Origin of the sequence: Leptothoe sp. LEGE 181152, from assembly GCF_032906605.1 — a bacterium.
GTDB lineage: Bacteria > Cyanobacteriota > Cyanobacteriia > Phormidesmidales > Phormidesmidaceae > Leptothoe > Leptothoe turfae.
In genome coordinates this window covers 454,976-479,399 of sequence record NZ_JASATU010000032.1, presented here as the reverse complement: position 1 = coordinate 479,399, position 24,424 = coordinate 454,976, and the positions used below count along the sequence as shown (strand labels likewise).

At 47.5% G+C, this 24,424-nt stretch carries 19 protein-coding genes and 3 pseudogenes; 10 read left to right on the top strand and 12 right to left on the bottom strand.

Annotated features, from left to right (window positions below):
• Positions 1–4 precede the first annotated feature (4 nt).
• From QGP82_RS19320 to QGP82_RS19300, 5 genes are all read right to left on the bottom strand, one after another.
• The gene (locus tag QGP82_RS19320) at positions 5–943 is read right to left on the bottom strand and encodes a pentapeptide repeat-containing protein (RefSeq protein WP_250565859.1); all 939 of its coding nucleotides are present in this window, start codon (positions 941–943) and stop codon (positions 5–7) included.
• 548 nt (positions 944–1,491) lie between these two features.
• A complete protein-coding gene (locus QGP82_RS19315) occupies positions 1,492–2,232 on the bottom strand; it encodes a pentapeptide repeat-containing protein (protein ID WP_163671226.1) in 741 nt (246 codons plus the stop codon).
• 26 nt (positions 2,233–2,258) lie between these two features.
• A complete protein-coding gene (locus tag QGP82_RS19310) occupies positions 2,259–3,731 on the bottom strand; it encodes a P-loop ATPase, Sll1717 family (RefSeq protein ID WP_163671227.1) in 1,473 nt (490 codons plus the stop codon).
• 160 nt (positions 3,732–3,891) lie between these two features.
• Positions 3,892–6,171 carry a hypothetical protein gene (locus QGP82_RS19305; RefSeq protein ID WP_499060714.1) on the bottom strand — a complete coding sequence of 760 codons (2,280 nt, stop codon included), beginning with the start codon at positions 6,169–6,171 and terminating at the stop codon, positions 3,892–3,894.
• A 419-nt stretch (positions 6,172–6,590) separates the two neighbouring features.
• The gene (locus QGP82_RS19300) at positions 6,591–8,489 is read right to left on the bottom strand and encodes an ABC transporter ATP-binding protein (RefSeq protein WP_499060712.1); all 1,899 of its coding nucleotides are present in this window, start codon (positions 8,487–8,489) and stop codon (positions 6,591–6,593) included.
• A gap of 346 nt (positions 8,490–8,835) precedes the next feature.
• On the opposite strand from QGP82_RS19300, the gene QGP82_RS19295 reads away from it, so the two are divergent.
• Complete coding sequence (locus QGP82_RS19295) at positions 8,836–9,894, top strand: hemolysin family protein (protein ID WP_163671230.1); 1,059 nt, start codon at positions 8,836–8,838, stop codon at positions 9,892–9,894.
• Between the two features lie 455 nt (positions 9,895–10,349).
• Complete coding sequence (locus QGP82_RS19290; protein ID WP_163671231.1) at positions 10,350–12,233, top strand: alpha/beta hydrolase; 1,884 nt, start codon at positions 10,350–10,352, stop codon at positions 12,231–12,233.
• A 21-nt stretch (positions 12,234–12,254) separates the two neighbouring features.
• Here the strand turns inward: QGP82_RS19290 and QGP82_RS19285 are convergent, their stop codons facing one another.
• Complete coding sequence (locus QGP82_RS19285; protein WP_499060722.1) at positions 12,255–13,778, bottom strand: phytoene desaturase family protein; 1,524 nt, start codon at positions 13,776–13,778, stop codon at positions 12,255–12,257.
• Positions 13,779–13,844: 66 nt separating this feature from the next.
• A complete protein-coding gene (locus tag QGP82_RS19280) occupies positions 13,845–14,285 on the bottom strand; it encodes a hypothetical protein (RefSeq protein ID WP_163671232.1) in 441 nt (146 codons plus the stop codon).
• Between the two features lie 199 nt (positions 14,286–14,484).
• Between QGP82_RS19280 and QGP82_RS19275 the strand changes: the two genes are divergently transcribed.
• Entirely contained in the window at positions 14,485–15,225 is a 741-nt protein-coding gene (locus tag QGP82_RS19275) for an HAD family hydrolase (RefSeq protein ID WP_163671233.1), read from the top strand.
• Positions 15,226–15,248: 23 nt separating this feature from the next.
• A complete protein-coding gene (gene thyD, locus QGP82_RS19270; RefSeq protein ID WP_163671234.1) occupies positions 15,249–16,172 on the top strand; it encodes a thylakoid membrane protein ThyD in 924 nt (307 codons plus the stop codon).
• Positions 16,173–16,184: 12 nt separating this feature from the next.
• Here the strand turns inward: thyD and QGP82_RS19265 are convergent, their stop codons facing one another.
• A complete protein-coding gene (locus QGP82_RS19265; protein WP_499060710.1) occupies positions 16,185–16,757 on the bottom strand; it encodes a thioredoxin family protein in 573 nt (190 codons plus the stop codon).
• A gap of 53 nt (positions 16,758–16,810) precedes the next feature.
• On the opposite strand from QGP82_RS19265, the gene QGP82_RS19260 reads away from it, so the two are divergent.
• A complete protein-coding gene (locus QGP82_RS19260; protein WP_006516691.1) occupies positions 16,811–17,215 on the top strand; it encodes an NIL domain-containing protein in 405 nt (134 codons plus the stop codon).
• A complete protein-coding gene (locus QGP82_RS19255; protein ID WP_163671236.1) occupies positions 17,215–17,688 on the top strand; it encodes a hypothetical protein in 474 nt (157 codons plus the stop codon). Before QGP82_RS19260 ends, QGP82_RS19255 begins: the two co-directional genes overlap by 1 nt.
• A gap of 1,043 nt (positions 17,689–18,731) precedes the next feature.
• On the opposite strand, the gene QGP82_RS19250 is transcribed toward QGP82_RS19255, so the two are convergent.
• Positions 18,732–19,628: an alpha/beta fold hydrolase gene (locus QGP82_RS19250; RefSeq protein ID WP_163671237.1), complete on the bottom strand. Its 897-nt coding sequence runs from the start codon at positions 19,626–19,628 to the stop codon at positions 18,732–18,734.
• A gap of 150 nt (positions 19,629–19,778) precedes the next feature.
• On the opposite strand from QGP82_RS19250, the pseudogene QGP82_RS19245 reads away from it, so the two are divergent.
• Both QGP82_RS19245 and QGP82_RS19240 read left to right on the top strand, forming a co-directional pair.
• Positions 19,779–19,971, top strand: a pseudogene (locus QGP82_RS19245) (cytochrome ubiquinol oxidase subunit I); the annotation flags it as partial.
• A gap of 286 nt (positions 19,972–20,257) precedes the next feature.
• A pseudogene (locus QGP82_RS19240) lies at positions 20,258–20,883 on the top strand (cytochrome d ubiquinol oxidase subunit II).
• Here QGP82_RS19240 and QGP82_RS19235 read toward each other — a convergent pair.
• The 3 genes and pseudogenes from QGP82_RS19235 to QGP82_RS19225 all read right to left on the bottom strand — a co-directional run.
• Positions 20,882–20,959, bottom strand: a pseudogene (locus QGP82_RS19235) (Uma2 family endonuclease); the annotation flags it as partial. The pseudogenes QGP82_RS19240 and QGP82_RS19235 overlap by 2 nt on opposite strands.
• Before the next feature lie 31 nt (positions 20,960–20,990).
• Positions 20,991–21,260, bottom strand: coding sequence for a hypothetical protein (locus QGP82_RS19230; protein ID WP_006516662.1), 270 nt, complete (start codon positions 21,258–21,260; stop codon positions 20,991–20,993).
• A gap of 4 nt (positions 21,261–21,264) precedes the next feature.
• Positions 21,265–21,432 (bottom strand): hypothetical protein, encoded by a 168-nt coding sequence (locus QGP82_RS19225; protein WP_163671239.1) that lies wholly within the window; start codon positions 21,430–21,432, stop codon positions 21,265–21,267.
• Between the two features lie 178 nt (positions 21,433–21,610).
• Here QGP82_RS19225 and QGP82_RS19220 point away from each other — a divergent pair, with 178 nt between their 5' ends.
• Both QGP82_RS19220 and QGP82_RS19215 read left to right on the top strand, forming a co-directional pair.
• Entirely contained in the window at positions 21,611–23,974 is a 2,364-nt protein-coding gene (locus QGP82_RS19220; RefSeq protein WP_499060709.1) for an ATP-dependent helicase, read from the top strand.
• Between the two features lie 81 nt (positions 23,975–24,055).
• Positions 24,056–24,361: a thioredoxin family protein gene (locus tag QGP82_RS19215; protein WP_163671241.1), complete on the top strand. Its 306-nt coding sequence runs from the start codon at positions 24,056–24,058 to the stop codon at positions 24,359–24,361.
• The last annotated feature ends 63 nt before the right edge of the window (positions 24,362–24,424 follow it).

Here is a 24,424-nt window from a genome sequence, read left to right as displayed (position 1 = left end):
TGGTTTAGTGAATGGTTGCGCCTTGCGATCGCAACCAGTCTTGATCACGTTTTAATAGCCCTATGGGTTGACAAAAATGAGTCCCTTGTACGGAGGTCTGCTGCCAGTTAATGTCTCGCAGATAACATTGACGGATGACAGCATGATCTAGGGTGGCATTTTGCAAGTTTGCCCCTGAGAGATTGCTTTCCGTCAGCGTTGCATGGACCATAACAGCCTGTTGTAAGTTGGCAGACGTCAGATTGGCATGGCTGAGATTGGCCCTGGTTAAATTAACCTGTTCAAGGGTTGCAGCTTCACCAGTAGCACCTATCAATGTGGCCTGATTAAGGTTAGACCGAGTTAACACCGCTTGGGTGAAATCAGCATGGTTCAAGTTTGCTTGTCGTAGGTCACATCCTTGAATCTGAGCCATATATAACTGCGCGTAACTACCGTCGATGCCGTAGAGTTCGGCCCCGTTAGCATTGACCTGCTTCATACAGGCCCGATGAAAATTGGCATTGATCAAGCTAGCCCTTCGCAACATGGTATGGCTCAAGTCGGCTTCGGTGAAATTAGCTTTGTAAAGTTCCGCTTCAGTAAGATTGGCACCCGCTAAATTAGCGTGGGATAAAGTTGCTTGTTCAAGGGTGGCGAACATTAAAACCGCGCCCAACAAATTAGCCCGTCTGAGACTCGTAGCGGTCAGGTTGGCAGATGTCAAAATAGCTCCGCTTAAGTTAACATCTGACATTTGCGCGTCGATCAGCTGTGTCCGCTCCAGATTTGCTCCACTTAAATCAGCCCGTGTAAAATCCACTCGCTCCAGATTTTCACAGCTTAAATCAGCCCCCCTTAATTTGACACCAGCTCTGCTCAATTGGCTTGCTGGGGGATAGTATCTAGGTATAACTAATTCAGTTGGAATTGCTACTGGGGTATCACCCCATCCATCGGCCATAGTGCCCGTTCATTTGAGGGATGCAGCCATCAGGCCACCGTTCTCTTTCAATTATTTAGATATCTAGCTAAAAGTAGATATCTAAATAATTTTGACCATATTTTATTGGTCTATGTCACTGAGACGGACGCCGTCTTTATGCAAAATTTTTACACGAATTTCAGGTTGATTTATGTCTTAACAAGGCTTTGCTGGAACCTTGTGAGCTTTATTCATTAGTATTCTTCTCTATTGCAAGTAGCTCTTTTAGGGCTAGCAATGTCTTGAGGCAGACCCGATTGAATTCACAAAAATCATATGTTTCATATTAAGGGTAGATTGATGGCGAATTGCTGAATACATATCTTTAGTTGAAGACATATTTCTACAGGAGCGATTGTGTCACCAGTCGGTTGCTGCGTCTATAGCTGTTGTGAGTTATGGCATTCAGCAAGTACTGAGGTTGTGCACTATGTGCCAAGCTGCCCTGACAAAATGCTGCGCTTTTCCTGATTGCCAAGGTGGTTTTCCATAGGTTTTGACTAGGGCGTCTGTGCTTTATAGGGCATCTAGCAGTCTCGATCCAGTTGTTGACCATCAGGCATGATGGTGCGACACAGGTGTGCTCCTTCCAGGTCTTCAATATGTATTTCTGCCCACCACAGTTCTGCTTCGCGTAAATCTGCATCCCACCACTGTGCTTCCCACAGTTCTGCGTTGCGTAGGTTGGCCCCTTGCAGATTGCTGCCTTGTAAATTGGCTCCTCGCAGATTGGCATGTTGTAAATCTACAGCTCTTAAGTCAGCTCCCTGAAGATTGGCTCCCCTAAGATTCGCCTGCTGTAGGTTGGCCATGCTGAGATTACAGTGACTTAAATCTGCATAGGGGAGTTCGATCTTAGCAAGGTTGGCATTAGAGGCTTCCAAGCCCTGAAGCGATAATCCATCCTGGTGTAAAGCTTCCAAGGCCTTATACCGGGCATAGCTGACCGACATTTTTGCCGAAGCCGCCATGTCAACCACTTGCCAAGCTTCGTAATGACGTTGCGCCCGACGTTCAGGTGCTCCTTTGATATAGAGAATTACGGCAATAACAGCGGCAATAGATTCGACGTCGCTGAGCAGAGTGCCGATCATGGTCCAATGCTGTTCCTCCAGTTTGAAGGGCAGCCCATCCTGAATTGTCGGGGTAGCTGCAAGAATTTTGAGGGCTAGCAATACAATAACTGCCAAGGATGCCACTACCCATGTCGGTATTGACTGCATCCAGCGTTCAATTGGGTGGGTTGGTCGAGTTGCTCTCCATTTCATAGGGTGATTTTACAGTTTGCCGAGCTCTAGCACGCCTCTTTTAGGTGTAGAAAACTGGTACAGGCGGGATGGATGCGAAATCGTTCAATATTTTCGAGATTAATGGTAGGCAGCTCGTAGTGGCCCAGGTAAGCAGCGGCTAAGGTTGTGCGGCGGTTGGTGTGACGAGGTACCCACGCTTTGAGAAAACCAATTTTCCAGAGGATTTGTTTAAGCTCCAAATAATCCATGTCCAGAACCCAGGAGGATGCTTGCTCAACGTCATATTCACCACAGACGATGGCCAAAAGCAGATAATCCAATTCCTCTTTGTTATAGTGACTGCGTTTGCCACGGAAAACTTCAAACACATCTAACAGGTAGGGATATTGAAACCGATATTCTGAAGCGAGGTCACGGGTTTTTTGTTCAGAATAGGATTCTTCGGCAGCTGCGATCGCAACCTCATCAATCCGTCGTCCTGCCAGGGAGTATTCAATGCGTTCAGCACAAAGCTTACAAAACTGTAGAAGCTCACGGGGACGTAGCTGAGTTCGATCAATAATATAGTCTAGAGTTTCCGTCCCACTCGCCTGCATTTGAGCCACAAATATTGACTGCCAAAGTTTTTGGGCATTGAGCTGAGCAGCTTGGGGGAACGAATGAACAATGCGGCGACCAATCAGTTCGAGCAGCTCGTTTTTGCCCCAACGAATGACCTCCACATCTTCGCGAATTTTCTGAGCATCTTCATAGATCTGAGGAATGTTATCAAATAACTCCTGTCGGATAGAAATGTATACTCGCAAATTAGGACTAATCAGATTAAGTTTTTGTGTAGCTTGAAATAAGCCAGCAATAAAAAATTTGGCATCCTCTGAATTATCCCAACCCTTATCTAGTTCATCAATTAAAATCTTAATCTTGGTATTTTTTAGCACAGCTTGCAGACTGGGTAACAACGTTTTAATTTCATCCAGACTGTAGAGTGCTTGTAAGTCTTGGCTACGAAGACCGCCAGTTGCAGTACTTGTTTTGACCTGCTCAATACGCTTAAGGTAATTGACAAGCGTAATAATGGAGCTAGTTTGTTGAGATAACTTTTGGCTAGATACGTAGTCGTAGATGTTCTTGGTGGCACCTAGTAGTAGCCCTCGTTTAGTCTGGGCAATACTCTTGAATATCAGCGTATACAGCAAATATTGCCAAGCTACTGAATAAGCACTTTGTTTACGCCAAAACCCATCCTCTTCGCTCGTCAGATGCTCTGACAGTAGTTCATAAGAATACTCCTCAGGAGAAAGCTCTAGAACTAGATTCCCTTTACGAATTTCGGTTGCGGCTATGTATTTGAAGATAGCGCTTTTACCAGCCCCACGATTCCCGACCAAAATTGTCTTGCGGCCACTGAGAAATTTCTGATAGGTAGCATTCTGATAAAAGTATTCCGCCAAGCCAAGATTGATATCGCGCTCGGCAGAGTCTGACCCTAAATTGAGTTCCCTAATGTCTAATCGCATTGGACATAGGATGAGTACATTCCTGGATCAGTGTATCGCGTCCTTGAGATAGCCCATAGTACCGTCTAGGGTACCTATTGTTGAAACGCAAAAAAGCCGATGGAATTAACCCATCGGCTTATCATCAACTCGACTTAGAGCCTTAGTTCACCGCATTGAGTTAGGCAGTTGCAGCGCGCACCTCAAATGCGATCACCATATCGTTGAAGTCTTGGTCGCCACCACCAATGATGTCTTCAACACCAAAGGAGTTAATACCAGCTTGTCTGATTTGGTCAAAGCTACCGGAGCCTTGGTGACTAAAGAAGACCTCACCAGCAGAGGGATCAACACCATCAATGACGACATAGGTGCCAAGGAATACACCGTTGGTGATAGTTGCTTCAAAGGTGGTTACTTTGTCATTCTCACCTGTGAGTTGTACATTCAACTGTTTTGCTAGGGCGGCCTCTTTATAGCCTTCTTCCCCTGGACTGATAGTGGCCCTAGTCAGTTCATCGATAATAATGCGGCCATCCGCAAAATCTGTGACGTAGAAGCCAATAGTATTATCTAAACGTGCTTCACGATAGACCGTGAATGATACCTCAGATTGGCCAGTTAAGCCTGTCAAATCAATGGCTGCTGCATCGTTTAGCAGTAGGTTAGTCACCGATACTTCATTCGTTAATGTTGTTGTCAACTTAGTATTATTGCCAAAGTCTAGTGACACCTCTGTGGCACTAACAGAGGTAATTGTTGCCGTACGGATAACAGTGGTATTAGTCTTTAGATCAATCTCTTCGACTTCAAATTGGAAAAACGTTCCTGTAGCAATTTCGCTCTTTGTAAGACTGAAGCCAGGGGTATACTCTACAGGTAAGACACTGCCTTCAAGGACAGAAAAGCTACCAAGCTGTTTACGGTTTTTGCCTTTGGCATCTGTTGTAAATATCCGGATTGTCTCAACCGAAACGTTGACAGAAGAACTAATGGTCAAGTTCAGGGACTGGGCGATGCCAAGCTCAGTGATTTCCAGAAGGTTGCCGGCTATTACAGTGAGCTTACTGCTGGCCCCTTGTGTGTTAGAGACAGTGTAGCTCTCATCTTTGGCAGGCTCACTATCCGGCAAAGCATTACCTACTAAGTCTGTAATATTTTGGGTGTCAGCCAGATCGATACCGACAGAACCATTGAAGGAAGCTAGATTTCCGCCGGAGACGGTGATGTTATAAACACGATCATTGACAGCGGTGACGTTAGTGATGCTGGCAGTGGTATTGCCATTGATGGAGAAGTCAGTAACATCAACATTTCGAACACCTTCATCAAAGGTGGCTTGGAATACTAGGGTATTGTCACTAGTTATTGCAGTGCCTGGTGTTAGGCGCTCAATACTAAGCAGTGTAGGCGGTACAGTTTCATTGCTGACCGTGTAGATTTCATTAGTTCCTGTGGGTGGGGCTACAGGGACAGCTACATTGGACAAGTTTGTAATATTTTGATTTGCAGCTAATGCGAGTCTAACAGGGCCGTTAAAGCTAGCTAAGTCGCCTCCACTTACTGTGATGTTATAGATACTGCTGCTGTTATTAACGGCAACAACACCAGTAACTGAGGCGGTGCTGCCTCCATTGACAACAAAATCTGTTGCATCAATTCCTTGAACGTCTTCACTAAATGTGACTTGAAAGACGAGAGTATCACTATTAGTTGTTGCGGTGGCTGGCGTTAGTCGCTCAATACTTGTTAGTGAAGGAACCAGGCTATTATCAACAGTGTAAACTTCATCTATAGCTGGTTCGCCGTTGGGTAGGGTATTACCTGCTATGTCAGCAATATTTTGGCCAACAGCAAGATCAAGCCCGACAGCACCATTGAAAGTAGCTAGGTTGCCACCACTAACCACAATGTCGTAAACACTTCCGTTAACTTGGGTGACGCCACTGATGGTAGCAGTTGTATTGCCATTGATAACAAAATCATTAGCATCAACATTTTGGACGTCTTCGTCGAACGTCACTCGGAACGTCAGTGTATCTGCATCAGTCGTTGCGTTGCCTGGTGTTTGTCGTGCGATGCTGGTGATTGAAGGAGCTGTTGTATCAGGATTGCCAGTCCCGACGAGCTCATAAGTTTGATTTCTTCCTACATTTGTAGGTACAGCACTGTTGTCTCCTGCGTCAATGATATCCCATGCATTAGACGGTGTAAGGCCTATGGTGCCAGTGAACGCCGGTAAATTAGGAACTTCAATGACAATGTCATATTGAGCATCATTTTGGTTAACGCTCGCAATAGAAATGATAGTAGCCCCGGTCACTCCAGTAATATCAAAGTCATCAGCTGTTACGTTGCTTACATCTGATGTAAAATTTGCTCGAAATATGAGTTGATTATCCGCAGTAAAAGTAGGGTCATTTATGTTATCACGGCGAGTAATTCTGTCAAGGCTTGCCATTGTATTTCTCTATAGTGAGTAAACGGTTAAGGGGGCAAGCCGCTAATCTGTTCCTGACAACCATGAACTCACGTAACAACATGAGCTCATGGCTTTATATTCAGACCATTTATCTATCAGCGGGTCTGTTCAGGAAACAACTTCACTAAACGCTTTAGTGACTTGAAGCGACTTACTCAATAATTTCACGTAGGGCCTGGTTGGTCCCGACTAAGCTCACGATGGTTACCGAGGCTTAATACAGCAATAAAAGGATTGTGAGGAAGATCTATTTTGGGACACGATATTGCTTTTTGGTGTCATTGACTGTGGAGTGAAACAGCTTTCTAGCGCCGTGTAAAAACGCACACTGAAACAACTCTGATATTGTTACGGAGATGTCTCAGGTAAAAAATATTGTTGTTGACTAGGGGGGAGAGTTATGATGCGATCGCACCTCTTGCTACCTGTAATTCCTGAATGCGTTCCAACGTGCCTGCGGGAATCGCTGAGATTAGCTGCTTGGTGTACGCTTGTTGTGGATTGTTGTAAATCTCATCGGCAGGGCCAAGTTCTTCAAGGCGGCCCCGATTCATTACCATGATGCGATCGCTCATAAATTTCACTACGCCCAGATCATGGGAAATAAACACATAGGTCAGGCCAAATTCTTCCTGTAGTTCTTTGAGTAGGTTTAGCACCTGAGCCTGCACCGATACATCCAGGGCAGATACTGATTCATCGCAGATAATAAATTTAGGATTTAGAGCTAAAGCACGGGCAATGCAAATACGCTGACGCTGTCCGCCAGAAAACTCATGGGGAAACCGATTGACACAGCCAGGATCAATATCTACCCGTTCTAATAAATAGGCCACCCGTTCTTGGAGATTACGACGACTGCGGATGACTTTATGAATCTTTAACGGCTCAGCAATGGCTTGACCGATGCTCATACGTGGATCCAGTGAGCTAAAAGGATCTTGGAAAATGACCTGCATTTCGCGACGCAGCTTGCGCATTTCTCCTTTAGGTAACTGGCGAATGTTTTGTCCTTCAAAGAAAATGTTGCCGACGATGGGCTCAACCAATCGTAGTAGGGCACGTCCCAGGGTCGTCTTCCCACACCCTGACTCACCCACCAGACCAAACGTTTCACCCCGGTACACCTCAAAAGACACATCATCTACGGCCATAAAGGTGCGGGTTGTCTGCCCAAACATTCCTTTGACTGGATAACCGACTTTTAGGTTTTGTACCGTGATTAAAGGCGGCTCACCCCCCAGCTTTTCGAGACGACTGGCTGTTTCTTCTGCCGTGACCTCTGCTGTTAGAGTTGCTGCCTCATCGTTGTCAAAATGCCGAGCAAAGATTTTAAATTCACCGTTGGGCTCATCTTGAACCTGCATGTAGTCAGCTACGGTGGGGAGTTTGCGTAACCGTTGCTCAGGTCGGGGACGGCAGGCCAATAGCCCTTTTGTGTAAGGATGCTCTGGATTAGCAAAAATCTTATCCACAGACCCGTATTCAACAATTTTGCCGCGATACATAACGGCCACATCGTCGGCAATTTCGGCGATGGTGCCCAAGTCGTGGGTAATAAAAATCATCGACATAGAGCGCCGGTCCCGCAGATCTCGCAGCAGGTCCAAAATCAGAGCTTGGACAGTAACGTCGAGCGCGGTAGTGGGCTCATCGGCAATCAGGAGGTCTGGATCGCAGGCAATGGCCATCGCGATCATAACTCGCTGTAGCTGTCCCCCAGAGAGCTGATGAGGATAGCGCTTGAGCATAGCCTTTTTGCGCTGCTGCACTCCACGGGCAATAGCATTGCGGTCCTTAAGTTGCTGTTCTGTCGCAACGAGTGTGGCCAATTCTTCGTCCCTGGGCAGCAGTTTGACCTCCTGTAGGCTTGCAATAACCTTGGCTTCTGCTTCTGCTTTGGTTACATTATGATGCTGCTGGATGGCTTCAATGAGCTGAAATCCACAGGTATAGACCGGATTTAAGGAACTCATGGGTTCCTGAAAAATCATTGATATCCGGCTGCCTCGATAATCTTGCATCTGTTTAGGAGAAGCCTGACACAGATTGGTAGGAGCAGCGTCTGCTTGGGCTGAGAAAAGGATTTCGCCGTTGGTAATTCTACCTGGAGGGTTAGGGACTAGCCCCATGACAGACAACGACGTGACCGATTTACCTGACCCTGACTCACCTACAATGCCTAGAGTTCTACCCCGTTTGACCTGAAATGAAATGCCATCAACTGCCTTGATCACGCCGTTGGCGGTATCGAATTCGACTTTTAAGTTGCGGACATCAAGGATGATTTCACTCATGGAGATAGTAGGTGCTAATCGTTAAAAGAGTACAGAACTGCTGCAATACTGTCGGATATTTAGGGCTAAAGCTTAATTATCAATGATGTTAGAAAACCTGGGTTTGCTTGTGTATTTATTTGGAGTAAGCCAACTATATTTAGAGTTATTAGAGTTAACCATTGAGACTTCGGCAAATCCGCGCTAGTGCCATTGTGCAAAGGATCGGTATTGTGAATTAGCCACTGCTTTTTCAAAATGCCCATGTCTCATGGGTGCGACGCGTATAGGTAGATTGTGTACGCTTAGTCCAGAATCATAGCAATCCTTCGCCGTTGATTATTGATATGTTGTTTCTCCTTCCACCATGGCCCAACTTGCGATCGCAGTTTTGATCGTTATCATCGGTTCCGCAATCTGTTCAGGTACTGAAGTGGCACTGCTGTCCATTCCTCTACTCAAAGCCCGACAGCTTGCTCAAAATCGTAACCCAGCGACGCTTGCCTTACTAGCTATTCGAGAAAAGGTCAGCCGCCCCATTGCTACCATCGTTATCCTCAATAATGTATTTAATATAGTCGGCAGTTTTGTCGTCAGTCGTATTGCTGCGGAGCTTTTTGGCAATCTGATGCTAGGCATTTTTTCTGGCATCCTCACATTTTTGATCATTCTGTTTGCCGAAATTGTCCCCAAAACCATTGGCGAACGTTATGCCGAGCAGTTTGCTTTGTTTGTGGCAATGCCTGTCCGCAGCCTCACCTGGCTGATGACGCCGATTATTTTAGTGCTAGAGAAATTAACTGCACCCTTGATCAAAGGCAATCAACGCCCCGTTACCAACGAAGCTGAAATCAAGCTGCTGGCAATGTTGGGCTATCAAGAAGGCTTGATTGAAGATGACGAGGCTGAGTTGATTCAAAAAGTCTTTCGGATGAATGACATTGCTGCGGAAGACATCATGACGCCTCGGGTAGCGATTACCTATATTCAAGGCAATCAATCCCTTGAATCAGCGCAGCAAGAAATCATGCAGTCGCAGCACAGCCGCATAATTGTCACAGGAGAAGACTTGGACGACGTGCTAGGTGTGGCCCTAAAAGCTGAGCTATTGGCAGCGTTAGTTCAGGGACGCGGCAAAGATCCGGTTACTAGCTGTATGCGTCAGGCTCGATATATTCCGGCCACTGAGCGTTCTGATAAGCTACTCAAAACTTTCCAGACGGCTCGTGAGCACTTAATGATTGTGGTTGATGAGTACGGAGGCGTGTCCGGTGTAGTGACCCTGGAGGATGTGTTGGAAGTCCTGATTGGTGAGATTGTCGATGAAACCGATCGGAATGTGGATTTACAGGCATTGGCTCGGCAGAGACGGCGACGATTGCTTCAGCGACAAGGATTTCAGACGGATCTAAAGCGAAGTCGGTAGTTGGTTTGGGATGTTTAATTTTTCTGCTCCAACGCTGGCCTGAGGTACTCGACATAAAGCTTTACATCGTCTGTTACGTAAAACTAACTCGGTAACATTACTGCCTGGCCCCATCATGCCAATGATTCGTTGAGTGGTCATTCTTAAGTAATATCCGGGGTGTTGCTAGTGTTTGGTATGAGCCAATCTGTGAAGTGTGAATAAACAGCAAACATAATAGGCATACGCAAACCTTAAATTAGCAATGAGACGTCCGGCGTTAAGGCTAATTATGGTGAAGTAATCTATTAGCCCTTACTGGAGTCAAATCGGTTCGCTATCTTAGCAACTGATAACTTCTAGTTTTGATTGCTATGTTAGTTATGATTTGACGATTCTATGGCTGTTGGTAGGGCTATGTTCCTGTGATTAGGAACTCGCTTTCCAATCGTTCGCTTACCCACTCCCGTTCAACTATGATCCATTCTGCTCGTTCGGCGGCTCAACCGCTTCGACTGGCCCAGTTTTTGACGTTTGTAAACGATTCAAAGCTGATGACGTTGAAGCGATGGCAGTCAGTAGTATGGGGTAGCGCTGTAGCGTTAGGGGTGGCGATATGTGGACCAGTGCAGGCGGCCGAGCGGGTGAATATTCAAGTAGGGCCAATTAAGCAGACGCTCTATGTTAGCGATCTTGAAGAATTTGCTAAAACTGGCCAGGTTCCAGATCGACTGCGGCTTTATGAGTCTTTTCTAACACCTGAACTTCGAACAATGCTAAATAATCGGGTGGTGCTTGATCCGGCGATGGCGGATCGCATGGTGGCTGATATTTTGGCATCGCCCAACGGTGAGTTATTACTGGATTCTTTAGCTCGTGTTGCGCCAGGATTAACTGTGGAGCAAATTCGGGGCGCGATTCGTTTAGCGGCTAAACAGACCAATGGTTTGAATATGCTTGGGGTACTGAGGGCAGTGCCCCAAGACACGTTAGATGTAGACCTAACGTCGGCATTAGCACTTGTATCGCAGCTTAATCTGTCCCGGTTAGAAGGTGACGCGCTCAGTAGCGTACTAGAGCAAGAACTGCTGGTGAGCGATGACATTGACCTACCTGACGATATCGACCCCACAACGGTAGGTCCCATGGGGGTGACCCAGCGCTCATATAAGTTTGTAGATAGCGATCGCAACCGGCTAATTCCGCTGGATGTATATGTGCCAGATGAAGCCTTTGTGGAAGAGGCACCGCTGGTTGTTTTGTCTCATGGGTTTGCTGCCGATCGGCATTTTCTCACCTATGTGGGTGAGCATTTGGCTTCCTATGGCTTCACGGTGGTGGCTGTGGAGCATGTGGGCAGTAATGTTGAAGCCCTCAGTAATACTCCCTTGGATCCGACGGCAGTGGAAGAGCCGAGCCGCATTTTACCAGCTAGCGAATTTTTGGATCGTCCGCGTGATGTCAGCTATGTTCTTGACCGCCTGGATTGGATGGAACAGGTGTCACCCATGTTGGAGGGTAAATTTGATACCGAGCGGGTAGTCTTGATTGGCCATTCTCTAGGCGGCTATACCGGTTTTGCTTTAGCGGGAGCACAGCTAGATTTATCTGCTTTGCCTTCCTTTTGTGACAGTCTGACGCCAGTGGGCTTATCGCCTGCCGATTGGCTACAGTGTGCGGCAGTCGAGCTACCTGAGGTAACAGCGGATCTGAGAGATTCCCGCATTATCCAAGTGATAGCAATGAATCCGCTGGTCGGTCGATTATTTGGTCGTAAGGGGTTGGCGGATGTCAATGTACCCAGCGTTATTTTGACCGGCACTAAGGATGGGGTGACGCCTACATTAGCTCAACAGCTAGGGCCGTTTAATCAATTGAGTGGACCCGATAATCATTTAGTTGCGGTGATTGGCGGCACCCATCTCAGTGTGGGCGATCCGGAAAATGTGAATGAAGCGCTGACTCAGATTCCGTTTATGCCAGAATTGTCCGGTGAGCAGGCCGCTACTCTACGGGAATATTTAAGGGCGCTTTCCTTGAGTGTGACGATGCAGCACACGTCTGGGGCGAAAAACTATAACGTCTTTTTGGAGCCAGCTTATGCACAGCAGTTTTCTACGGGAATGTTGCCGATACGCATGACCCAAACTTTACCTGAAAGTGTTAAGGGCTGGTTAAGAACGGTGGCTCCTGAGCAAGCTCGTGCTGAAGGAGAAACGTTGCGCTCATGGGTACATTTAAAAACCTTTGATGCGCGCAAGTCGGTGGGTAATGCACATCGTCGGATGATGGCCTATTTGCGCCAAGAGCAGGTGTCGATTACGGTGCTCTACTGGCCTATGAGATTACCTTGGATCTAAGTAGGATAGGGTTTGAATTGATTAGGTAGATTTGGATCGTTGTAGATCTAATAAGGCCGCCGATTCCCTGGGGCTGACTAGACTGTTGGCGCAGAGAATGCCTGAGGCAGCGACGGCGGGGACACCGATACCCGGAATGGTGCTATCTCCTACTCGATAAAGCCCTTTAATGGGGGTTTTACAACTTGGGAATAGGCCTTGCCCAGCGGCGATAGCGGGGCCGTAGGTGCCTTGGTGGCGGCGGAGAAACCGCTGGTGAGTAAGCGGGGTGCCGATGAGTTTGAGAGTGATGCGATCGCAAATATCTGGAATCACTTTTTGCAATGCCCGTATCAATGGTTTTGCCCTTGCTTCTTTTTTGGCTCCATAGCCTGCATCCCACTGCCAGTCTTGCCAGGGCTCTAGCGTGTAGGCATGCACCACATGATGTCCTTCGGGAGCCAATGTGGGGTCTAGCACAGACGGAATAGAGATCATACAGGTATTACCAGGGGTGGTGATGTCTGTGTCTGTGTCATGCACCACTACATGGTGAACCGTTAAATCATCTAGACCCTCAGCCTGGATGCCTAGATGGAGATGCATAAAGCTATCAACCGCTGGTGTCTCCAAAGACTTTTGACGATAGCCCATGGGCAGATCAGTGTCGTCCAGTAGGTGATTGTAGGTATCCCATAGGGTGGCATTCGAGATCACCTTATCAGCGCGTATGCGTTCACCGTTTTTGAGAATCACCCCTTGTGCTTGATTCCGGTCGGTCCAAATTTTGCTGACATGGGTACCTAAGCGCAGTTCGCCACCCCAGCGCTTGAAACCTCGGATCAGGGCATCCACCAAAGCGCCGCTACCCCCCATGGGATAGTCAATGACAGATGCCGCTCGCTCCCCAAACATAAATGCCATTTCAGGGGCAACAGTCTCATGGGACTTCATACCTGAAAGCAAAAAACATTCAAGATCAATCAACTGCCGTAACCAAGGATCGTGGACTGTTTCATCTACAAAATCTCCCATCGAACGCCCTAAGCTCCGAAGTTGAGGGAGCATCTGCAGCATAGCTGTAGGGAAACGTTGGGCTAGTAGCGGAAACAGCCAACCATCTGCCCGTAGGGCTAAGGCGGGGATTGACCCTAGGGGACGGTATATCGCTAGCATTTTGTCTGTTAGGGCCTGGAGTTCTTGCGCTGCCTGAGGGTTGAACTCAGCTAAAGAGGCCTGATATCGTTTGGCATCACCATAAATGGCCAGCGTGCGCTCGGGGAAGTGGTAATGTCCCAGTGGGTCATAAGCGACAGTGTTAACCTTTTCCCCCAAGGCATTCAGCACCTCTCGCAACGGGTTACAGGATGTCGGATCGGCCAGACCACAGTAAAAAGACGGCCCAGAATCAAAGGTAAACCCCTGACGCTGAAATGCATGGGCCGCACCACCCGGTAATGTGTGACTCTCACACACCAAAACCCGCCGACCGTAGCGAGTGAGTAAGCCTGCGGCTACTAAGCCACCAATGCCACTGCCGATGACGACGACGTCCAACGATTCCATAGGTATTATTTTTATCCACAGGTAGAGACGTTTCATAGAACGCCTCTACATTGTCCTATGGTGTGTTTATCGGATCAAAACCTGCTCAATCTGCGGTAGGTATTCACGCACAGCTCTTTCTTCCTCAGGATGAATATCCTTGAGTTGATTAATTCTCCAAAGAGTGGAGCTTTCTAGTTCTTGCGCTTCTTGCTGTAAGCGAAGATATTCGTCTGTGGCTTCAGGCTGATTACTAATTTGACTGAGGCGTCGAGTGATGGCATCGCGTTCACGATCCCGATACTCATTGGCGGCCTGGATCTGGGCTACAGCACCACCAGATTTAACGACAGCGTACACATCCATAAGTCGTTGATACTTATCTAAATAATTAGAATCCACGTTTTTTACAACGGGATTACTAAGTACATTCCTTGACTTAGCAAGTCGCTTACGCCGAAGCCACCACTGTAAAATCACTGGAATGGATGTTTGACTAAGTAAAGTCTTTTCGGAAAGCAGATGCATAGTTACAAACCTCATGGACTAAACCGGAAGGTCGAAGCTAATTCCCCAAGGGGGTAATATTTAATACTAAGGCGTTATTGGCATACTTGGTGCCTTATCTACGTACATCTTTAATAATGTCTATCTGACGGGGTTAGAACGCTGATCCAATCCTTGTTAAAGGTATTTGTCAAGATCTCTAATGGCGTAATTTGTCACAATGCTCAAGGCAGTATTTTGGGGTTTCCATGGCGTCATCATCAATGACGATGACATTCATCCACAGCTGATTGCTCAGTTGCTGTTGTCGGAAAACCTACGGTTTGACCTGGAGGAATACCAGGAGATGTATCTTGGCCGTAGTGACCGAGCCAGATTGACAGCGATTTTGCAGACACGAGGCCGATTTGTCCGAGATGACTACTTAGATGGTCTACTGCGGAAAAAGGCTGAAGGCTATGGGGAATGGTTGCGATCGCAACCTAAGCTTGCCCTTTATGCAGGAGTAGATGACCTGTTGTATCGAATTCGCAGCAAACAATATGTCACAGCTATTGTGACTGGAGCCCAACGAGCTGATGTAGAACAGGTGTTGACTGCGGCAAAGCTCACTGATCAGTTTTCGTTGGTTGTGTCTGCTAGTGATATGCCTGTGGCGGCTAGCAAACCTGCTCCTGACAGCTATCTTGCCGCCATTGATCAGTTGAACCTGTTGAATCCTGAGTTGGCCCTAACGCCCCAAAACTGTTTGGCGATCGAGTCTTGTTTTGCGGGTGTCGAAGCCGCTAAGGCGGCTAATATTCCTGTCGTGGGCGTCGCTCAAATCTATCCGTATCACATGATGCAGCGCTGTGCGACCTGGGCCGTAGACTACTTGAACGAAATTGACTTTGATTGGATTGCCCCTCGTTATGAACGGGGATCGAATGCAGCTACCATGGAGGAAAAGCCAGCTGTGTAACCGTTCCAGGAGAGTGTTTGATAATGAAAGTGGCAGTAACTGGGGCAACCGGATTTGTAGGATCTCGCTTAGTGCAGCGGCTCCATGAAGCGGGGCATCAAATTAAAGTATTTACCCGTAACCCTGAGCGAGCCAGAAAAGTATTCCCGGCATCTGTGTTTAATCAGGTTGAGATCGTTGGTTACACTCCACAAGAATCGGGAGATTGGCAGGCGGAAATTTCTGGTTGTGATGGCGTGATTAACTTGGCTGGTGAGGCTATTTCAGAACGCTGGACCCCTGAGCGTAAACGGGAAATCATGAGTAGCCGTGTCATCGGCACAGAGAAAATTGTCGAAGCCATCGGTCAGGCGGCTGTTAAGCCTAAGGTGCTTGTTAATGCTTCTGCTATTGGCTTTTATGGCACCAGCGAAACGGCAGAGTTTTATGAAACGAGTGAGCCGATTCATCAGGATTTTCTGTCTCAGGTTTGCCAGGAATGGGAAAAGGCTGCAGATAGGGTGACGGCCCATGGCACACGACTTGTCATAATCCGTATTGGGATTGTATTGGGCATGGGCGGTGCGATCGCAAAGATGATCACACCCTTTAGACTTTATGCGGGCGGTCCCATTGGTAGTGGCAAACAATGGTTTTCCTGGGTGCATCGTGACGATCTGGTTAGCCTATTTATGCAAGGTTTAACCGATGAAAAAATGTCTGGTGTTTACAACGGTACAGCCCCTCATCCTGTGCTCATGTCTGAGCTATGTGATGCCTTAGGTAAAGTGATGAACCGGCCCTCCTGGTTACCCGTCCCTGACTTTGTCATTGAGACTTTGTTAGGCGATGGTGCGGTGGTTGTGCTGGAAGGTCAGAAAGTTTTACCAGAGCGCACTCAATCCACCGGATTTTCCTTCGCCTATCCCAAAGTGGAGCCCGCCCTGCGAGAAATAGTAGTGGATTAGAGCTGTCTGCTACTACTGCACTACCTGTGCTCCATGACTCCGGGGATCATCGGCTGAACCTGATGGCTCTAAAGCAGTTTCCACATCCGAGGTTTGTCCCTCAGCCTGGGCATACGGCAGCTCGTTTCCAGCGACTAACGCTGCCAGGTTCTCTGCCAGGACTGCCCTTGGAATTTCACCAACGGCTGCCCCGGCATCGTTCCCGGTCTCAGTCAGAAATGCAAAGTGGGGGATGCCATCTACCCGGTAGTGCAACATTTCTGGTAGCCACTTATTGTTATCCACATTCAGCATGACGAAATTCACATCCTGCTGAAACTCACTTTTGAGTTGCTGTAAATCGCCAGCCATGGCCTGGCAGCTAGTGCACCAATTAGCATAAAACTCCACTAGAGTGGGTTTTCCATTGGTGATCGCCTCATTTAGCGGTACAGATGCTTCTGCCATATCTGAAAGAGACGCCGAGGGGGTACGGGTTTGCAGACCCAGGACCACGGCTACACTGAGCACCACAGCTACACTTACCACCACAAAATTTCGCAACCGTTGCCCTAGACCACCAGCTTCAGGGGAGTTAACCGACATAGAATAAAAAAGCGCCCGTGGCGTCATTACAGCGTCTTCTTTAGTCTAGCGGAATGAAAAAGCGTGTTACCCTGACCTTTCCAAAACAGACAGTGAATATGCCTATTACCTATCGGCTGGCGAAGGATTTTAATGTCGCAGCCAATATTATTCGTGCACAGGTGGCACCGAATCGAGTGGGTAAGGGAGTAATCGAGCTATCTGGTGACATTGATCAACTAGATGAAGCGATTGAATGGATGCGTAACCAGGGCATTGGCGTGTCCCTATCTAGTCGCGAAATTCTCATTGACGAAGACCTTTGTGTCCACTGCGGTCTATGTACAGGCGTTTGTCCCACAGGTGCTCTCCGATTAGATCCCGAGAGTTTCAAACTCGTTTTTAACCGCGCTCAATGTATTGTGTGCGAGCAATGTATTCCCACATGCCCAGTCCAGGCTATTTCTACTAACCTGTGATGACACTGATAAAAAAATTGCCTTGGTTGTCGTCACTGCTTTTATTACTGGCCTATATGGGCTTTGGTGCCTTTTTGCATTCTCGTCACAGCTCCGACTTTATCTGGTGGCTAGCAGTCATTTATGCAGTACTGGAATCAGCATTACTAACCATCATTTGGAAACCCTTACGCAACTTTTTTTTGCTTGGGTTTAAATCTGATATTGGCTATACGATCATGGCTTTGGTCATCGCCTCCCTAGCTGTAGTTGTTGTGTCCTGGATTCAGATTTTTGTCTATTTCCTCGTAATGTTAGCAGCAGCACTTTTACTACGGGTAGAGCTACTGATTCGCGATATTGGGAACAATTTAGCCTTTGTCACAATTCTATTGTTATCCCTCATGGGACTAGCACTGAGTCGATTGACGACAGAGCTGATTATGGCGCATGGCAATATGGATCCAACCATCATTGGACTATGGACACTATAGGAATCGGCATACGCCAAATCGCGTAGGCTTTGCTTTAAGCGATGCTAATAACAGCACAAGCGTTTAACTGTTGCCCCTACCTCGTGAGCTTCATGCTCTCGGGGTACTTTTTTATTTAAAAGATGCAATGCTCAAAAAATGCATCCCATAGGTGACACACCCTTAACAAAGTACACAAGCCAATAAGCTATAGAAGCAGTATCGCCAATAGCGGTAGAAATGGACGCTCTATAAAGCGTCACAAAAATAATCGTTCAGTAGTTTTCTTGAGCGATGCTAATAACAGCACAAGCGTTTAACTGTTGCCCCTACCTCGTGAGCTTCATGCTCTCGGGGTATTTTTTTATTTAAGAACAACTAGCAAAGGGATGGTCGTAATTCGACCCAACTAAACAATAACTATATAGTTATTGTTCGTAGTCTTTAACAAAGAGCCAAATATAGGTGGTAGATGCACCATAAGAGTATCATAGCTCACACGACTAAAACCCATGCTGTAAATAAATTATGGACACTATAGGAATCGGCATAGGCCAAACCGCGTAGGCTTTTTTTTAGGCGACTCTAATAACAGCACAAGCGTTTAACTGTTGCCCCTACCTCGTGAGCTCTACGCTCTCGGGGTACTTTTTTATTTAAAGGTAATGGGTGAGCCAGCATCACATTTAAGAATGAGAGCAGGGTGAATGCGTTATGGGATTAAGGGGGAGTCGCTGATGGTTAATGGGGGTAATGCGCGATGCTTGCAAGCTAAGACCAGTTTGCAAGCGTTATGAACGGGTAAATACACCATAAGAGTTCCGTGACTAGCACAGCTAGAAATATCGCTGTGATGGCATTATGGACACTCTAGAAATCGACACAAAAATACAGCGTTTAGGGAATTGTCTAAGCGACTCTAATAACAGCACAAGCGTTTAACTGTTGCCCCTACCCTGTGATACACCTTGGTGTTTCCAGGGTACTTTTTTATCTATTGAGCCGTGAAAGCGGAGAGGCTCTGTACACGCCTACAAAGTTGCAAGGAGGGCGACTCAGCTATATCAGGATTTGATTAAGCTGGTTGCCGCCTTCCTTTGTACCCATTCGGTGATTAATGAATTCACCAGTTCGGGTGCTTCATCTTGGGGACAATGGCCCACTCCTTCGAGTGGCATGAATTGTTCGACGACTTCATATTTGCTGAGTTCCCGACCTAGTTGAATGGGTTCCCACGGATCAGCCTCACCCCATAGCATCAGCACAGGACAGGACAGCTGAGGTAACAAATCTTCAGGCAGTGGCCCCTGGGAATAGCTGATAAAGGCTACGAATACATCCACAGCTGCAGGATCGCGAGCGGGCGTCAGCAGTAGCTCAATGAGTTCATTGGTAACGGCCTCTTTGCGACCATAGGCCTGCCTCAGAATATTTTTGAGTGTTTTGGGCTTGGCTAAGCGAGAGAAGAAAAACTTGCCAATGGGTTTGTAGTTGAGAATGGCCTGGATGAGGGGTGTGGGTGCACTGCGATACCAGGGAAGGGTGGCACGTTTACGATCGTGCAGTAATCGCAAGGAGCAATCAAGAACAACAAGACCGAGAACCTGGGACGGAGCCATGGTAGCGGCTTGCATAGCCACGATACAGCCAATGGAGTTACCTACGAAAAAACCAGGCTCACCAATGATCTCCCGACAAAAATCGATCACTTGCTGCCCCCAGGTTTCGAACGTGTAGTTGATGGGGGCACCGGGTGTGGGTTTAGCAGACTGGCCATAGCCGATCAGGTCAATGGCATAGACGCGATGGCTGCGTCCTAAGTCAGGTAGGTTTTTGCGCCAATGATCACTGTGGGCTCCAAAGCCATGGATTAGGAGTAGAGGTGGTCCTTGGGTTCCAGCCGTTTGATAACGGATTGAAAAGTTTTGCCAGGTCCAAAAGTGGGTGGTAGGAAGTGTCATGGTGATGTGGCGCGATCGTGCTTTGAATGTCTCTGTCTAGAGCTAAAATCAGACTAGGTGGATTATTGATTGATTGTTAAGACATATAAAGAAGTATAAGCGCAGATTCTAGTCGGTTCGTTCGCTTGAGTGTACGCGCATTGAACAGGTCTGTATGGATTTTTTTCAAATACGGTGGCGTTATCCCGCACTCAATTTGCTCTGACGGCGATTTTTCATATGCTGGCCAGTGCTGACAACAGGTATGGCCATTTATTTTGTAGTTCTGGAGGGCCTTTGGCTACGGACGAAGAATAAGGAGTACTACCACCATGCTCGATTTTGGTCCAAAGTAATCCTTATTGTCTGATGTATGTCTATCTCTCCAACTCTTCTTGAGTTCTAACTCTCTTTAGCTATTCCTTTGTCTCACTGTTTGGTACTCTGTGTTCAAGACTGTCTTTGAATGACTAAGAGAGCTTTGAAAGCTAAGAGTTGGAGGGGGCTGATACATCTCTTGTTTGAGTTAAAGGTCAAGCCTAAGAGATACTCGGGCTATTTGACAGTATTTGAAAGGGTTTTTGTAAATACTCTTTTGTAAACTCTCAATGGATGCCCTTCTGCATTTTCTCCCGCAAGTTTGATTTGTTATTTTCGCGCTTTTTCTTCTACTTTATGTCATGCTCGATGGCTTTGATTTAGGTGTGGGTATTCTCTCGTTGACTGCATCAACAGAAAAAAGGATCTCTGTGGATACAGCGGGGCATTTTGTGGGTGGTACTTTTGATTGGCTGGATTGGCGTTCAGCTTTGGTGGCGCTTACCTTGATTTAAGAGTATGTGTTGATTGGGTCTACCTATTTGATTTGGAAGACTGAAGGAGAACTGCAACAAACGCACTATACGACGGCTAAGATTGCGACTTGGACGACTTTGTTGGGTGCGATCGCAATTACTATTGCCACACCAATTGTTTGCCAAAACGCCCGTGAACGACTGTTTCATTATCCCGAAGTTGTTGTCTTTTCTGTGATTCCAATTTTGGGTGTATTGTTGGTGGTTTTGTTGCTGCAAGGTTTGAACCAACAACGAGAGAAGTTGTCTTTTCTTTGGGTAATCTTGATCTTTCTCCTAACGTTTATAGGGTAGGGTTGATTGTTTTTCCCTACATTATTCCGCCTAGTATTACTATTTATCAGGCAGCAGCATCTCCTAGCTCTCTCGTCTTTATGATCATCTTCATTGGATTTTTGATCCCCCAAAATATTGCAACATAAACGGAGAATATTCTTCTACCTTACGGGCATAATCTGTTTCCCAGTTGCTGCTCACCACCTCAACCACCGGATGGATATCACCCAAGGCAAGAACTGAAAGATAACGTCTAACTTCTCCGAATCAGGTCTAATCCGCAAATACCAGCAAAACCGGCAAAGAAGTACGCCGCAAACTGCCCTGGATGAGAATCTATTAACGGGTCTTCAGAGCCAATCAACCGACCAGAGTTATCACTCGCCGCAAAAATCAGCACAAACGCTATCAGACAAAGACCGATGCCTTTACCAATGGCATATCGTCTACCGACAGAAGATTTAGACTGGATGGACGGCTTCTGCATCGTTGGCTCTCGATGTTTTAACTGCTTGCCATTCATATACCTACTCCTTGGATGCCATCGTAATTAGACCCACACCACCACCCATCAACAGGGCTGCTACAGCAGACACCTCACGATTTGGAATCAGGCTAATCGCCGTAAACAGCAAACCAATCCCAAACATCACACTACCCAGGATCGCAATCATACGTTCAGAAAGATTCATCATAGGCAGTACCTGAAAGCATCTAGAAATCATTGTAGGAGGCAGACCGTTTTTTACAGGATTTTCGACATAATCTAGTTCACATCCAGAACTGTAGTTTTTTGGTATAGGAAACCTCAAGATTTCAGCTTAGATCAGGCTGCGTGCAGTAACCTATGGCTGAGAGTTCCATACCACTCTGATGACTGCCCTTGATCGCAACGCACAACTACAGAAACTACGCGATAGTCTGCGCCCTGGCCAACGTCGCTTGGCTGACTGGCGCGGTGGACCGCTTGCTGTTTCAGCCGTGCCAGGCTCTGGTAAATCTACGGGTATGGCTGCTGGTGCTGCGATCGCAATCTCCCATTTTCAACTCCACGCCCGCAAACAACTTGTCCTCGTCACCTTCACCCGCTCTGCTGCCGCCAACCTCAAAGCCAAAGTCCGCCATCACCTCAAGGCCCTCAAACTTCCCTACAACAGCTTTATTGTCCAAACATTGCACGGGCTGGCCCTCAACATCGCCACCCACAACCCGGAAGTCTCCGGCATCAACCTCGAAACCACCACCCTCGTCTCACCGAACCAAAGTAACCGTCTCATCCGCACGGCTGTAGAATCTTGGATTCATGAAGCACCAGCCCTTTATCATCGACTTGTGGAAGGCCAAAGCTTTGACGGGGAAGAAACTGAACGATTGCGACGGCAATCAGTACTCCGCACCGAGATACTGCCAGCCCTGGCCTACACCGCTATCCACGAAGCTAAAAGTTCAGGCCTTCAGCCTGCCGACCTGAATCATATTGGTCAGCAAGCTCCACCTAACATTTATCAACTCTTAGATATCGCTGCCGGACTCTACGGGCAATACCAAACCCTTCTCAGTCAGCGAGGTCTAATCGACTACGACGATATGATTTTGGCTGCACTGAAGGCATTAGAAGATCCAGACATCAGCCGTCGTTGGCAAAGCCAATTCTTTGCTGTATTTGAGGATGAAGCTCAAGATTCATCACCTTTACAGACAAGGTTATTGGCGAAATTGGCGGCCAATCCTGATGTTGACCCAGAAGCAATTGGTTATCCAGATCCCCCAAATTTGGGGGACAGGGGGGGCTCCCCCAACCTCGTCCGCGTCGGCGACCCCAACCAGGCCATTAACTCCACCTTCACCCCTGCCGATCCGGTTTTCTTCAATCAATTTTGTGACGCCAACCGACCTGATCGCCTTGCCACCATTGACCAGGCTGGGCGCAGCACCCCAAAAATCATGGATGCTGCTAACTACGTATTGCAATGGGTTAACCAACAATTCCCTAGGGAAGAGCCACCATTCCGAGCACAGGCTATCCTGCCCGTGCCCCCCAATGACCCACAACCCAATGCCAACCCCGCACCCTTGGGTCAAGGTGTGGAGCTTATGAAACCTGCCGACATCAATGCATCCGTTCAGAAAATTGCGCAAAAGGTAAAAGAACTGATCTCTAATTGGAAAGAAGAGAAAGAAAACACCTCTTCAAATGCGCAACCAGCAACGCCCACGCTGGCAGTGCTGGTGCGAGAAAATCGTCAAGGTCGATTTATTCGAGAAGTTCTAGAAGATTCTGAACGCCTAGGCTTTGATTTTACTGAGACAACTGGGCTAAAAATTTATGATGTGGGCAGTCGCGATCGCAACACCCAAGTCCCTCTCGAAATGTTGCACCTACTCCTATTCATCGAACGGCCCCATTCTCCTGACTATCTCAAAGGAGCCCTGCGCGTTCTTGTAGATCGCCAACGCATTCCCACCCAAGATCTCAACCCCCTCGCCACCAATCCAGAACAGTTTCTCTACCCTGGTCCCCTTGAACCACCACTCACCCATGAGGCCGCGCTCAATGCCCGTCGCTACTGCACTAGCCTGCTACGCGCCCGCTTCGACTTACCCCCCTATCATTTGATCCCCTTTCTAGGCACCACCCTCAACTACAACCAAAGCGAGCTCGCCACCGCTGACAAACTGGCAGCCCGTATCGCTCAGCAAACTACTGAAGAGAGTAGCCTCAGCACCATGATTGGCGCACTCCAAGAAATCGTCAGTTCTGAACGGTTTGATGCCATTGAGGCCGAAGATACGGAGGCTCAATACACTCGAGCTGGGCAGCTCACGATCATTACCATGCACAAAGCTAAAGGTCTAGACTGGGATGTTGTGTTTCTCCCCTTCCTCCACGCAAAACTAATCCCCGGCGAATCCTGGATACCTCCCCAGGGTGAGTTTCTTGGCAGCGTCTCCCTACCCGACGTTGCCCGCGCCCAAATCCGTACCTACGTCCACGCCAATCAAACCATTCCTGAGATGCAAACAGCTTGGCACCGTGCCAACGACCTCAAAAAAGCAGAGGAATTTCGTCTCCTCTATGTCGCCATGACCCGCGCCAAACGTCTGCTATGGATGAGTGCCGCGAAACAAGCCCCTTTCACCTGGAGTAATCCAGACAACCTACAGAACGGAGAGCCTTGTCCAGTATTACGACCGTTGGATAAGTTTATGCGGGAGCGGCAAACAGAGTCATTTTAGAATTAACGTTGTAGAGAGGTTGTATGCAACCTCTCTACAACGTTTTGCCCCTGCCAACATTTTCGCCTCCAGAACCTCACTATGCCTAAATCTGTTCTAAAATTCTCTTCCGAAGACTGCGGCATCTGTCACAAAATGTCCTTTTACGACGCCAAAGTCGCCAGCGAGCTAGGCCTAGACTTTATCGATATCAAAATGCAGGATACAGCCACATACCGCAAATACCGACGGGTGCTCCTGACCCAATACCCTGATAAATCAGATATGGGCTGGCCCACTTACATCATTTGCGAAGAGCCTGAAGGGGAATTCAAAATTTTAGGTGAGGTCAAAGGTGGGCATCCCAAAGGAGAATTTCGTAAACGTCTCCAGGCAGTTATTAATTAAAAGGTGGGGCGTGGGGAGTCAGAAGTGGGGATTAGGAAATGGAAAATGGAGAATACGTATTTT